Here is a 12,529-nt window from a genome sequence, read left to right on the forward strand (position 1 = left end):
CGATTTGCGGCAAATTATGCCATGTACGTCTTGATTCTCCGGCCGCGAACGGCACGCGCCGATGAGCCGCCACTCGCCCGGTCAATAGAGCGAACCGCCAACGGCAAAGCCGCCCCGCACAGGCGACAATGCATGATCCCGGCTTCAGGCACGGAGTCTTCATGAAAGCGCAGCGTCCGCGTCCTCCGCACTTTCTCACCGAACCCACGCACGCCGAATGGCGCGAGCACCTGCTGCCCTACTTCATCACGGCGCTGCTGATCGCGTTCGCGATCGTGCTGATCGTCTGGATCGCGAATCCGGCGCCGCCGCGCACGATCACGATCAGCGCCGGCCCACACGACAGCTCGTTCGCCGTCACCGCGAACCAGTACCGCAAGATCCTCGCGCGTAACGGCATCCGCCTGAACGTGCTCGAATCCGATGGTTCCGTGCAGAACCTGCAGCGGCTGCTGGACCCGAAGCAGCACGTCGATATCGCGTTCGTGCAAGGGGGCGTGGCCCAGGGGCTGGATACGTCGTCGCTGATGTCGCTCGGCAGCCTGTTCTATGTACCGATCGTCGTGTTCTATCGCGGCGCGGAGCTTACGCAGCTCGCGCAGCTCGAAGGCAAGCGGATCGCGGTCGGCCGCGAAGGCAGCGGCACGCGGCTGCTCGCGCTGCAACTGCTAGCGGCGAACGACATCCAGCCCGGCGGCGCCACGACGCTGGTGCCTACCGACGGCCTGCAGGCCGCCACCCAGCTGGTCGCCGGCGAGGTCGACGCGGCCATCCTGAGCGGCGACTCGGCCACGCGCGGCCTGATGCTGCGGCTCTTGCGCGTGCCCGGCATCTCGGTGATGAATTTCGACGAAGCGAGCGCCTATACGCGCGTGTTTCCGTTTCTCGACCAGATCGACCTGCCGCCCGGCGTGCTCGATCTGAAGCGGCGGGTTCCGCCCGAGACCGTCCACCTGATCAGTCCGACGGTCGAACTCGTCGCGCGCAACACGCTGCACCCGGCGATTTCGGATCTGTTGATCGAAGCGGCACAGGAAGTGCACGGCGCCGCGGGCCTGTTGCAGCGCGCCGGCCAGTTCCCGACGCCGGTCGAGCACGAATACCCGATCAGCGAGGACGCGCAGCGCTATTACCGGACCGGTAAGGGCTTTCTGTACCGGACGCTGCCGTTCTGGATCGCGAGCATCGCCGATCGCACGCTGGTCCTGCTGTTGCCGGTCGCGGTGCTGCTGTTTCCCGCCATGCGGGCGGTTCCGGCGCTGTACAGTTGGCGGGTGCGCTCGCGGATCTATCGTTATTACGGTTCGCTGATCGCGATCGAGCGGCACGCGCTCGCCGGCGCAACCGATCAGGAGCGCATCCAGCTACTGGGACAACTGGACGAGATCGAGGCGGCGCTGAGCCACCTGCGCATGCCGCTCGCGTACGCGGATGCGTTTTATGTGCTGCGCGAGCATGTGGGATTCGTGCGCAGCCGGCTGACGGCTGCACCGCCCGTCATGGCCTCGTGAACGAGAGGCCGCGACGGGCTATGCCTGGGTTCAGGCCTGGGAGGGAGTGGAGGCAGGAGCGGCGGCTTGCGGTTCGCCTTGCGCGCTGGTTTGCGCCTGGTTGTCCGCGCTCGCGGCGGCATCCGGCGCTACGGCTTCCGCCGGCGCAGCGGCGGCATCCGCTTGCTGGACCGGCTGTTCCGCGGCTACCGGTGCCGCTGCTTCGGCCTGCGGCTTGTCAGCGGACGCGCCTTCGGCCGGTGCACCGGCATCGGTCGACGCATTCGCGCCCGGCGCCGCTTCGGCGGCCTTCTGCGCGCCCTTGGCCGCGCGATGCGCGAGCAGACGCTGCGCGCCGGCCGCTTCCTGCGCCGTGACCTTGCCGGCTTCGACGCCGGCCAGATCGACGCGCGCCGCGCCTTCGACGAGGCTCTTCCAGTAGCGCCCGCCACGGCACCATGTCTTGATCGCGTCGCGCAGTTCGGCTTCGCTCAGCGACAGCTCCTTCGCATGCACGACGAGGTCTTCGAAAATGCCGATCTTCAGCGGCAGCTTCGGGGCCGGATTCTTCGGGAAAGCGACAGGGAAACGTTTTTGCAGACGACCGATCGAGCGCACCACCGGGTCCACCGGCTTGGCGTCCGCCGCCGGCTTCGCGGGCGCGGCGCCCGCAGGCGCGGCGTGGCGCGCCGGATGCGGGCGGCCGGGCCGCGTGCCCGGCTTGCCGTCCGGCCGACCGCCGGCCTTCGCCGCCGGTTTCGCGCCGGGGCGGCCACCCTGCTTCGTGCCGGGATTGGCGCCACGCTCGGCCGATGAGCCAGGATGTGCCCCGGGATTTGAAGCGGGCTTGCCAGCGGACTTCGAAGCGGGGCGTGCGGCCGATTTGCGATCGGGCTTGCCGGCGGACTCGGCGGCGGCGCGCGCCGCGGCCAGTTGCTTCTTCAGTTCAGCGAGTTGTTCGAAACCCATAGTGCACAACCAATCTGTCGATCTGTAAAGGCGAGATTGTAGCAGCGTGCGCGCACATGCTTGTGACAACCCCGAGCCCGAGTGACGATCGTCAATTCGCGGCCGTGACGGGCGCGTCGGCAGCGGGCGCGCGCAGCCCCGTGACCGACACCCGCAAACCGGGCGCGCCGACATTGTTGCGCAGCGACAGCCCGAGCTGATGCCGCTCGGCGATGCGCGCGACGATCGCCAGACCGAGCCCGCTGCCCTCGCCTTTCGACTCCTCGCCGCGATAGAAACGGTCGAACACGCGTTCGAGTTCCGCCTCCGGAATTCCCGAGCCGCTATCGACGACCTCGAAGCCAACCTGCCCGCCCGCGCGCCGCAGCACCACGTCGACACGGCCGCCGCGCGGCGTATGACGGATTGCGTTATTGATCAGGTTCCCTAACAGCACGCTGATGCTATGCGGCTCAGCGAGCACCGTATAGGCGTCGTTCGGCGTGCGCGGGTGTTCGCATTCGAGGCCGAGATCGATCTCGCGCAACTCCGCTAGCAGGGAACAATCGCTGACCGCCTGCTCGCCGATGCGGCGCAGGCTGACCGGCACCGTCGACGTGACCGGCTGCGCGTCTTCGCGCGCGAGCGTCAGCAACTGCTGCACGAGGTGGATGATCCGGTTCACCCGATGCTCGACGCGCTCGAGCGTCTGCCCTTCGCCCCTGAGCGAGCCGTCGCGCGACGCCGACTGCAGTTGCAGCTTCAGCGCCGCGAGCGGCGAGCGCAACTCGTGCGCGGCGTCGGCGATGAAGGTGCGCTGCGCCTGCGACGCCGTATGCAAGCGCTGCAGCAGATCGTTCAACGCTTCGACGAGCGGCCGGATTTCGACCGGCACGTTGCCGTCGAGCCGCAGCGGTTCGAGCGAGTCGATCGAACGCGTCGCGAGCGCACGCGACAGCCCGCCGATCGGCGCGAGCCCGCGCGCGACCACCAGCAGCACTAGCACGATCGTCACCGGCAGCAGCACGCCTAGCGGCCACAGCGTATGCAGCGCCAGATGCAACGCGAGGTCTTCGCGCACCGAGACCGGCTGCGCGACCTGCACATAGCGGTCGGTCTGCGCGACGCCGAAGATGCGCCAGTGATACTCGCCGCGCGGCACCGTGTGAAAGCCTGGCGACAGACGCTCGAACACCGGCGCCTGCGCCGAGTGATAGATGGGCGCACCGCTCCTGTCCCAGATCTCGATGACGATGCGGTCGTCGGCGAGAGCGCCGAGGTCGGGGGGACGACGCTCGCGGATGCCCGCGCCGCTCAGCGCCGACGGCAGCGACAGCGCGACGGTGCGCAGTTCGTAGTCGAACAGCTCGCTCGCCTCGCGCCGCGCGGTATGGAAGATCGCGAAAGCCGCGACCATCGACGCCGCCGCCGTGCCGAAGATCAGCCAGCCGAGCAGCCAGCGGCGAATCGACGTCATCCGCACCTCTTCAGGCGGTAGCCGACCCCGCGCACGGTCACGACCTGGTCCGCGCCGATCTTGCGCCGCAGACTGTGCACATGCACTTCGATCGTGTTGCTGCCCACTTCCTCGCCCCAGCCGTATAGCTTTTCTTCGAGCTCGGCCTTCGTGAACACGCGGGTCGGTTCCTCGATCAGCGCCTGCAGCAACGCGAATTCGCGCGGCACCAGCGGCAGCGGCACGCCGTCCTTGGTGACTTCGTGCGCGGCGGGGTCGAGCGTCAGTTCGCCGTGACTGTAGACCGGCTGCTTCTGGCCGGTGCGCCGGCGCAGCAGCGCGCGAATGCGCGCGGCCAGTTCGTCGAGATCGAACGGCTTGATCAGGTAGTCATCGGCGCCGGCGTCGAGACCGCGGATGCGCTCGTCGACCGCGTCGCGCGCGGTCAGAATGATCACCGGCGCGGCGCCGCCGTTGCGGCGATACGCGTTCAGCACGTCGATGCCGTCCTTTTTCGGCAGACCGAGGTCGAGCAGCACGAGGTCGTACACGCCGTTATCGAGCGACAGTTCCGCCGCGCGGCCGTCCTCGGCCCAGTCGATCGCGTAGCCGGCGCGGCGCATCGCGCCCAGCACCGATTCCGCGATCATGTCGTCGTCTTCGACCAGTAGCAGGCGCATGGCCTCTCCTCTCCTTCTTGCGGTTTTGGCCGCCGCATTATCGGCCGCGGCAGCTTAACGAATCCTTACGGGCTCCTGATGACGCGCCGATTTCGCGCGGCTCGTATCGCGCGGTTCGACGTTAAGCCTGTCTTAAGCGCACGCTGCGGAAAATCGGTTCCTTTTGCGAGGCTCGTTCGCGAGCCGCTCGCCTCTTCCCATGATTCGCAGGAACCGGATTTTGCCTGTTTTCCATCCCGTGGCGGCGCTGCGTCGGCGCGCGCTTATGCCGTTGTGCGTGCTGCTGATGAGCGGCTGTGCGACCTATCACCGCGAGCCGCTCGCGCCACAGGACACCTCGACGTCCGCGCGCTCGCTCGAACGGATCCGCGTCGATCCCGCGAGCATGCCGCTGCCCGAGCTGGCCGCGCATCGTTTCGATCCCGCCGACGGCCTCGACATCGATGAAGTCGCGATGCTCGCGGTCGCCAACAACCCCGATCTGAAGCTGGCCCGCGACGATCTCGGCATCGCCGGCGCACAGGCCTATTCGGCGGGTCTGCTGCCCGATCCGCAAGTGAGCATATCGAGCGACTATCCGGGCGCGACCGGCCTCACACGCGCATTCAATTATGGCCTCAGCATCGACGTGATGGCGATCGTGCTGCGCAGCGCGAACAAACAGTCCGCCGACGCGACGCTCGCGAAGACCGATCTCGGTCTGCTCTGGCAGGAGTGGCAGGTCGTCGCGCAAGCGCGGCAGCTGTTCGTCAAGACCTGCTTCCAGCAGCGCACGCTGCCGCTGTTGCAACAGCAACGCGATCTCGCGCGCACGCGCTACGAGCGCATGGCCGCCGCGCGCGCGGACGGCAATCTGACCGACGATACGCTGACCGCCGCGCTGCTCGCCTACAGCGACGCGCGCAAGCAGTACACCGATGCCGAGCGCGCGGCCGCGCAAACCCATCACGATCTGAATGCGTTGCTGGGCCTCGCACCGGACGTGCAATTGCAACTGCAACCGGACAGCAACACCGACGTCACGCCGCTCTCCGACGCCACGCTCGACTCGGCGCTCGGCGAACTCGCCCGCCGCCGCCCCGACCTGATCGCGTTGCAGGCCGGCTACGAAGCGCAGGAGCAGAAGTACCGCGCGGCGATTCTGAGCCAGTTCCCGAGTCTGTCGGTCGGTTTCGTGCGGGCACGCGATACGTCGAACATCTACACGAGCGGTTTTCAGATCAACCTGAGCCTGCCGATCTTCAACCGCAATCAGGGCAATGTCGCGATCGAAAAAGCGACCCGTCAGCGGCTACGCGACGAGTACCAGATCCGCCTGAACCAGGCGTATGCGGACGTCGCACGTCTGCGCGAAGACAGCGCGATTCTCGCGCGGCAACTTCAGCAGACCGAAGCCGCGCTGCCCGGCGTCGAGCGCGCCGCGCACGACGCCGCGGCCGCCTACGCCGAACACAACCTCGTGCTCGGCGCATACACCGACGCGCAAAGCGCGGCGCTCGCGAAACGCATCGACGTCGCGACGCTGCGCGAAGCGCTCGACGAACAACGCGTCGGCTTGCAGGCGCTGCTCGGCAGCGCGATTCCCGACGCTTTCTCTTCCGCTCAGACTTTCATCGACACTCATGCGAAATAGCCTGTCTTCATCGCGGCATCCGTGGCCGCTTGTTGCGGCCGTCGCCGCGCCGCTCGTGTGCGCGGTCCTGCTGTATGCAGCGGTCCACCCGGCTCATGCGGACGACAACGCCGCCAGTGAAGCGCAACCGTCGGTCGCGGTGCAGACCGTGCGCGTGCAGCGCGCCGCGATCGCGCAGCCGGTGCGCGGCTTCGGGATCGTCGCGGCGAGCGCGTCGAACCTGACGACGATCAACCTGCCGTATGTCGCGCGGATCGCGCAGATGCGCGTGCAGGCGGGCGAGACCGTCAAACGCGGCGCGCCGCTCTTCGTCGTGCAGGCTGATCCTGCCGCGGTGCTTGCCGCAACCCAGGCGCGCAGCGCGCTGACGCTCGCGCAAGGCGAACTCACGCGTACCCGGTCGCTGTACGACAAAGGTCTCGCGACGCAATCGCAGCTCGCCAGCGCGAGCAAGGCCGCCGACGATGCGCGCGACGCGCTCGCCGCGCAGAATCAGACCGGCGCCGCGAGGGGCAGCAAGGTCGTGACCGCGCCGTTCGACGCCGTGGTGCTGCAGCTATCGGCGGCGCAAGGCGACCAGGTGCAGGCCGGCGCGGCGATTCTGCAGCTCGCGAGCGGTAGCGGCAGCGGCCGCGACGCGCGCGCAAACGTGACGCTTGGCGTCGAGCCCACCGACGCCGCAGCGATTCATCCGGGCGACGCCGTCACGCTGCACGGCCTCTCGGCGACGCTCGCGCAGTCGTCCGTCGAAGGCCGCGTGGTACTCGTCGGCGCCGCGATCGATCCGCAATCGCAACTGGTCAACATCGGCGCGACCGTACCGCTTGCGCAGACGCCGTTCATCCCCGGCACCCGCGTGTCCGGCGACATCGCGACCCGCACCGGCATGCACTGGATCGTGCCGCGCGCGGCCGTGCTGCGCGATGGCCAGCAAGCCTACGTGTTCCAGATCACGCCGCAAAGCAACGCGCACCGCGTCGCGGTGAGCATCGCGGTCGAAAACGGCGATCGCTACGGCGTCGACGGTGCGCTCGACCCGATGCTCGGCGTCGTGACGAGCGGCAACTATGAGCTGCAAGACGGCATGGCGGTCCGCGCCGGCGGGGATGCCGCGCGATGAACTTCGGTCAATGGATGCAGACGCATCGCCGCTCGCTGCTGTTCGTCATCGCGTTGCTCGCGATTGCCGGCGCACTGAGCGCGTTCCGTCTGCCGATCTCGCTGTTTCCGAACGTCGCGTTTCCGCGCGCGGTCGTGTCGCTCGACGCGGGCGACCGCCCCGCCGAGCAGATGACGACGCTCGTCACGATGCCGGTCGAGGAAGCGCTGCGCCGCGTGCCGAACGTGCGCGACGTCGACTCGACGACCAGCCGCGGCGCCGCGGAGATCTCGCTGAACTTCGACTGGGGCACCGACATGGCGCAGGCGACGCTGCAGGCGCAATCGGCGATCAGCGAAATTCTCGCGACGCTGCCGCCCGGCACGACGATGCAGGTGCGGCGCATGGACCCGACCGTGTTTCCGGTGCTCGCGTACAGCCTCACTTCGAAGCAGCAGTCGCTCGCCGTGCTGCGCGATCTCGCGCAGTTCCAGATGCGGCCGCTGCTGTCGTCGGTGGAAGGGGTCGCGCGCGTCGAGGTGACCGGCGGCGCGCAGGACGAATTCGAAGTGGCTGTCGATCCCGCCCGCCTCGCCGCGTACAAGCTGTCGCTCGCCGACGTATCGAAGGCGATCGGCGCGAGCAACGTGCTGATGGCGAACGGCCGCATCGAGGATCACGACAAGCTGTACCTGGTCGTCACCAACTCGACGATCACGCAGCTCGACGAACTGCGCGACGTCGTCGTGTCCGCCAACGGCAATGCGAACGGCGCGCAGATCCGTCTGGGCGACGTCGCGACGGTGAACCGGGGCGTGGTGCCGCAATGGATGCGCGTCACCGCCGACGGTCAGGATGCCGTGCTGCTGAACGTGTACCAGCAGCCCGGCGCGAACAGCGTCGCGATGGCGCGCGCGATCCGCGCGAAGATCGCCGCATTCGAGCCGCAGATGCCCGCGGACGTGCATCTGTCGAACTGGTACGACCAGAGCGAACTCGTGATCGCGTCGGCCACCAGCGTGCGCGACGCGATCATGATCGGCGTCGTGCTCGCGGCAATGACGCTGTTCTTCTTTCTGCGCAACTGGAAGATCACCGCGATCGCGGTCGCGCTGGTGCCGGTCGTGATGGCCGCGACGATCCTGCTGCTCGACGTGTTCGGCATGGGCTTCAATATCATGACGCTGGGTGGTATGGCGGCCGCGGTCGGCCTCGTCATCGACGACGCGATCGTGATGATCGAGCACATCGTGCGGCGGATGCGCGAAGCCGGCGCGCGCGCGTTCCACGGCCGCGTGATGGCCGCGGCGCTCGAATTCACGCGGCCGCTCGCCGGTTCGTCGGCGGCGACGCTGATCATCTTCGTGCCGCTCGCGTTTCTGTCGGGCGTGACGGGGGCCTTTTTCAAGGCGCTGTCGCTGACGATGGCGAGCGCGCTGTTCATTTCGTTCCTCGTCACGTGGCTCGCGGTGCCGATCCTGTGCGACCACTGGCTGAAGCCCGAGGACGCCGAGGAGCACGAGGAAACGCGCTTCGCCGCGTGGCTGAACCGGCGCTATGCGCAGACGGTCGCGCGTGTGATCGCAAGGCCGCCGCTCGTGCTGCTGGGCGTCGTGCCGTTGATCGTCGTCGCGGCGTTCGCGTTCACGCGCGTCGGCAGCGGCTTCATGCCGAGCATGGACGAAGGCGGCTTCGTGCTCGACTATCACACGCAGCCGGGCACCTCGATCACCGAAACCGACCGGCTGATGAAGCAGATCGAGCAGATCGTGCGTGCGAACCCGAACGTCGCGACCTATTCGCGCCGCACCGGCGCGGGCCTCGGCGGCGATCTGAACGAGCCGAACAAGGGCGACTTCTTCGTGCGTCTGAAGTCCGGCAAGCGCGAACCGATCGACACCGTGATGGAGGAAATCCGCTCGCAGATCGAAACCCAGGTGCCGGGCGTCAGCATCGAGCTCGCGCAGCTGATGGAAGACCTGATCGGCGATCTGACCGCGGTGCCGCAGCCGGTGCAGATCAAGATCTTCTCCGACGATCCGCACACGCTTGACACGACCGCGCGCAAGGTCGCCGCGCGCATCGGCCGGATTCAGGGCATCGTCGACGTCAACGACGGCATCAACCCGGCCGGCGACGCGATCGAGCTGCACATCCTGCCCGCCGCTGCCGCGGCCGAAGGCATGGACCCGCAAGCGATCGCGCAGGCCGTCACCGACATGCTCGAAGGCAATGTCGCGACGCAGTTCCAGAGCGGCCCGAAAACGGTCGGCGTGCGCGTGCGCGTGAACGGCGCGCGCCAGATGACCGATACGCAACTCGGTCAGTTACAGATTCGCGCGCCGGACGGCCATCTGTTCGCACTGAAGCGCGTTGCCGATCGCGTGAGCGTCACCGGTCAGCCCGAGATCAGCCGCTCGAATCTGAAGCGCATGGTCGCGGTCACCGCGCGGATCGACGGCCGCGATCTCGGCTCGACGATCGCCGACGTGCAGAAGGCGCTCGGCGACACGAACCTGCTGCCCTCGGGCGTCTATTACGAGCTCGGCGGTCTGTACCAGCAGCAGCAGATCGCGTTCAAGGGCCTGTTGACCGTATTCGGCGCGGCGATCGCGCTCGTCTTCGGCCTGCTGCTGTTCCTGTACGAACGCCTGCGCGTCGCGCTGGCGGTGCTGGCGATGCCGCTCTTCGCGGCCGGCGCGGTGTTCATCGGCCTGTGGATCACCGGCATCGAGCTGAACATCTCCGCGATGATGGGCATGACGATGATCATCGGCATCGTGACGGAAGTCGCGATCTTCTATGTGTCGGAATTGCAGGCGCTGGTGCGCGACGACGAGATGCCCTTCGACGACGCGTTGCAGGCCGCGGGCCGCAACCGTCTGCGGCCGATCGCGATGACCACGATCGCCGCGATCCTCGCGCTGTTGCCGCTCGCGTTCGCGCTGGGACAAGGTTCGGCAATGCAGCAACCGCTCGCGATCGCGATCATTTCGGGGCTGATCGTGCAGTTGCCGCTCGTGCTGTTGCTGCTGCCGGCGTTGCTGAAGCTGTTGATGAAAAAACGGCCGGTGTGAGCGCGGCCTAAGCCTTGCGCGGTGCGCGAAGCATTGCGCTACGCCAGCACATCGGCAAACCCGCCGATCCGCGTGCCGAGCGCGCGGATCGCGGCGGCCACTCTTGGCGACAGCAGCGCCTGCAGCTCGTCGGCATGCCGGTAATCGTGCATGCCCTCGCTCAGCGCGTCGCCGGCCAGCGCCGGATGACAGTAGATTTCGCCGACGCCGTGCGGCAGACTGGCGAGCGCGGCGAGCCAGGTCGCCTCGTCCATGCGCCCGCTCGCCGCGATGCCGACCACGTAGTCGTTGTGCGCGATCCCCGCACGCCCGAGCCGCGCCTTCACGTGCGAGATCCACGGCCGCAGCCACAGCGGCGCATTCGCTTCGAACGGCAGACGCATCGCCTTCATGCCGTAGTCGCGGCCGATCTCGAGGATCAGGCCGAGCACGGTCGGATGCAGATGAAAATGCTTGTGCGTGTTCACGTGGTCGAGCGTGAGGCCGGTCGCGGCGAACGCTTCGAACTGCGTGCGAATTTCGTGCGCGAGTTGACGGCGCACGTGCGGCAAAAAGAAGAAACGCACGCCGTCGCGCACCATATTGCTGCCGAAGCGGCCATTCTCGTCGAGCAGCGCGGCGACCTGCTCGCGCGGCGCCAGCGCGGCGCCGTCGGCCAGCACCAGATGCAGGCCCACGCGCAGGTCCGGCAGCGTGCGGGCACGCGCAACCGCGTCTTTCGCGGCCGGCGCGCCGACCATCAGGCTCGCGGCGCGCAGCACCCCGTTGCGATGCGCGCGTTCGACCGCGAAATTGACGCGCTGATGCAGGCCGAAATCGTCGGCGGTAATGATCAGTCCGCGCGGCTGGGCCGCCATCGCGCTCTCCATCACGTGAGGCTGTCCAGCCGGCCGCTGCGCTCGGCGGGCGGCGTGCCGAGCTGCATGCGCTCGCCGCGCCACACGACGTGCGAACCGAACGCGCTGACGAGCCACTGGAGCGCGAGCAGCGTATCGCGCAACGGCACGAGCGGCAGATCGCGCCAGAACGTGCGCGCGCGGCGCGCGGCGCGCAGATGCAGCAGCAGGCGTGCGCCCACACAGAGCGCGGTGGCCGACGCGCTCGCGACCACCGCCGCGAACGGCGCGTGAGCACACGTCGCGAGGGACGCGGTCAGCCACGCGCTCGTCAACAACCACGGTGTGGGGAACGTGATCAGCAGCGACACGAAACCCGGCGGATTGACCGAGCGGATCGTGCGCAGCCAGCGCGTTTCGCGCTGCCACAGTGCCGCGAAGGTCGGCTCGATCACGTCGGTGGCGACCATCACGCGCGACAGCACCGTTTGCAGACCGAGCGCGCGCACGTGCTCGGCGAGCCAGTAGTCGTCGGCGAGGCAGTTTTTCAGCGCCTCGAAGCCCCCGATGCGCTCGAGAGTGGCGCGCCGCAACGCGAGCGTCGCGCCGAAACCGAAGCGGCGCGAGCCCATTGCGTGGGCGACCCGCACCGAGGGCGCGAACCACTCGTTGATGAACAGCGCACCGACGCGCGGCCAGAAGCCGCCGACGCCGCGCGCGACGTACAGGCACGTGACCACGCCGACGTGCGGGTCCGCGAGCGGCGCCGCCACGCTGTCGAGATAGTCGGAGTCGACCGCGATGTCGCTGTCGGCGATCACGATCACCTCGTGGCGTGCGCGCGCGGCCATGTTGATCAGGTTGCTGACTTTCAGATTGCTGCCGTGCACGCGCGTGTCGATCGCCAGCTCGATGTCGCACTGCGGATAGGCGGCCTGCAAACGGCGCACCACCGCGATGGCGGGATCGTGCGGCGACGACACGCCCAGCACCAGCTGAAAATGCTGATGGCGCTGCTCGCAGAAGGTTCGCAGATTTTCGTAGAGGCGCGGCTCGGCGCCGCACAGCGGTTTGAGCACGCTGACACCGACCTGCGCGAACGGCTCGACCGGGTCATTGAGCGAATCCAGCAGCGAACGGCCGAGCGCGCGATTGACGGCCCTGCCGCCGTGATGGTTCGATTTATGCCGCGCCGTGAAAAACGGCATGGCGAGCGCGGCGGCTACCGTGTAGATCGAAGCGCTAATGCAACCGGCTAACAGGAGCCACTGGAATGCAATCAACGCGTGCGCCGCCATTGTGTGCCGTCC

The 12,529-nt window shown here is 68.0% G+C and carries 9 protein-coding genes; 4 read left to right on the forward strand and 5 right to left on the reverse strand.

Annotation, left to right across the window (positions count from 1 at the left end):
* Nucleotides 1–161 precede the first annotated feature (161 nt).
* Nucleotides 162–1,511, forward strand: coding sequence for a TAXI family TRAP transporter solute-binding subunit (locus EVC45_RS33745; RefSeq protein ID WP_129962492.1), 1,350 nt, complete (start codon nt 162–164; stop codon nt 1,509–1,511).
* Nucleotides 1,512–1,541: 30 nt separating this feature from the next.
* On the opposite strand, the gene EVC45_RS33750 is transcribed toward EVC45_RS33745, so the two are convergent.
* From EVC45_RS33750 to EVC45_RS33760, 3 genes are all read right to left on the reverse strand, one after another.
* Nucleotides 1,542–2,459: a ProQ/FinO family protein gene (locus EVC45_RS33750; protein ID WP_129962493.1), complete on the reverse strand. Its 918-nt coding sequence runs from the start codon at nt 2,457–2,459 to the stop codon at nt 1,542–1,544.
* Between the two features lie 91 nt (nt 2,460–2,550).
* Nucleotides 2,551–3,915: a HAMP domain-containing sensor histidine kinase gene (locus tag EVC45_RS33755; protein WP_129962494.1), complete on the reverse strand. Its 1,365-nt coding sequence runs from the start codon at nt 3,913–3,915 to the stop codon at nt 2,551–2,553.
* Nucleotides 3,912–4,574: a response regulator gene (locus EVC45_RS33760; protein ID WP_018417800.1), complete on the reverse strand. Its 663-nt coding sequence runs from the start codon at nt 4,572–4,574 to the stop codon at nt 3,912–3,914. The genes EVC45_RS33755 and EVC45_RS33760 overlap by 4 nt, the downstream gene beginning before the upstream one ends.
* A gap of 220 nt (nt 4,575–4,794) precedes the next feature.
* Here EVC45_RS33760 and EVC45_RS33765 point away from each other — a divergent pair, with 220 nt between their 5' ends.
* The 3 genes from EVC45_RS33765 to EVC45_RS33775 are packed head-to-tail and all read left to right on the forward strand — an operon-like array spanning nt 4,795 to nt 10,383.
* Nucleotides 4,795–6,207 (forward strand): TolC family protein, encoded by a 1,413-nt coding sequence (locus EVC45_RS33765; protein WP_129962495.1) that lies wholly within the window; start codon nt 4,795–4,797, stop codon nt 6,205–6,207.
* Nucleotides 6,197–7,327 carry an efflux RND transporter periplasmic adaptor subunit gene (locus tag EVC45_RS33770; RefSeq protein ID WP_129962496.1) on the forward strand — a complete coding sequence of 377 codons (1,131 nt, stop codon included), beginning with the start codon at nt 6,197–6,199 and terminating at the stop codon, nt 7,325–7,327. The genes EVC45_RS33765 and EVC45_RS33770 overlap by 11 nt, the downstream gene beginning before the upstream one ends.
* Nucleotides 7,324–10,383 carry an efflux RND transporter permease subunit gene (locus EVC45_RS33775; protein ID WP_129962497.1) on the forward strand — a complete coding sequence of 1,020 codons (3,060 nt, stop codon included), beginning with the start codon at nt 7,324–7,326 and terminating at the stop codon, nt 10,381–10,383. The genes EVC45_RS33770 and EVC45_RS33775 overlap by 4 nt, the downstream gene beginning before the upstream one ends.
* Before the next feature lie 38 nt (nt 10,384–10,421).
* Here EVC45_RS33775 and hpnK read toward each other — a convergent pair whose 3' ends face one another.
* Together hpnK and hpnI are read right to left on the reverse strand one after the other, a co-directional pair.
* Nucleotides 10,422–11,240, reverse strand: coding sequence for a hopanoid biosynthesis-associated protein HpnK (gene hpnK / locus EVC45_RS33780; RefSeq protein ID WP_248295363.1), 819 nt, complete (start codon nt 11,238–11,240; stop codon nt 10,422–10,424).
* Nucleotides 11,241–11,251: 11 nt separating this feature from the next.
* Entirely contained in the window at nt 11,252–12,517 is a 1,266-nt protein-coding gene (gene hpnI / locus EVC45_RS33785) for a bacteriohopanetetrol glucosamine biosynthesis glycosyltransferase HpnI (protein ID WP_129962498.1), read from the reverse strand.
* Nucleotides 12,518–12,529: the final 12 nt, after the last annotated feature.

The sequence above is a fragment of the Paraburkholderia sp. UYCP14C genome, from assembly GCF_004197395.1.
Classification (GTDB): domain Bacteria; phylum Pseudomonadota; class Gammaproteobacteria; order Burkholderiales; family Burkholderiaceae; genus Paraburkholderia.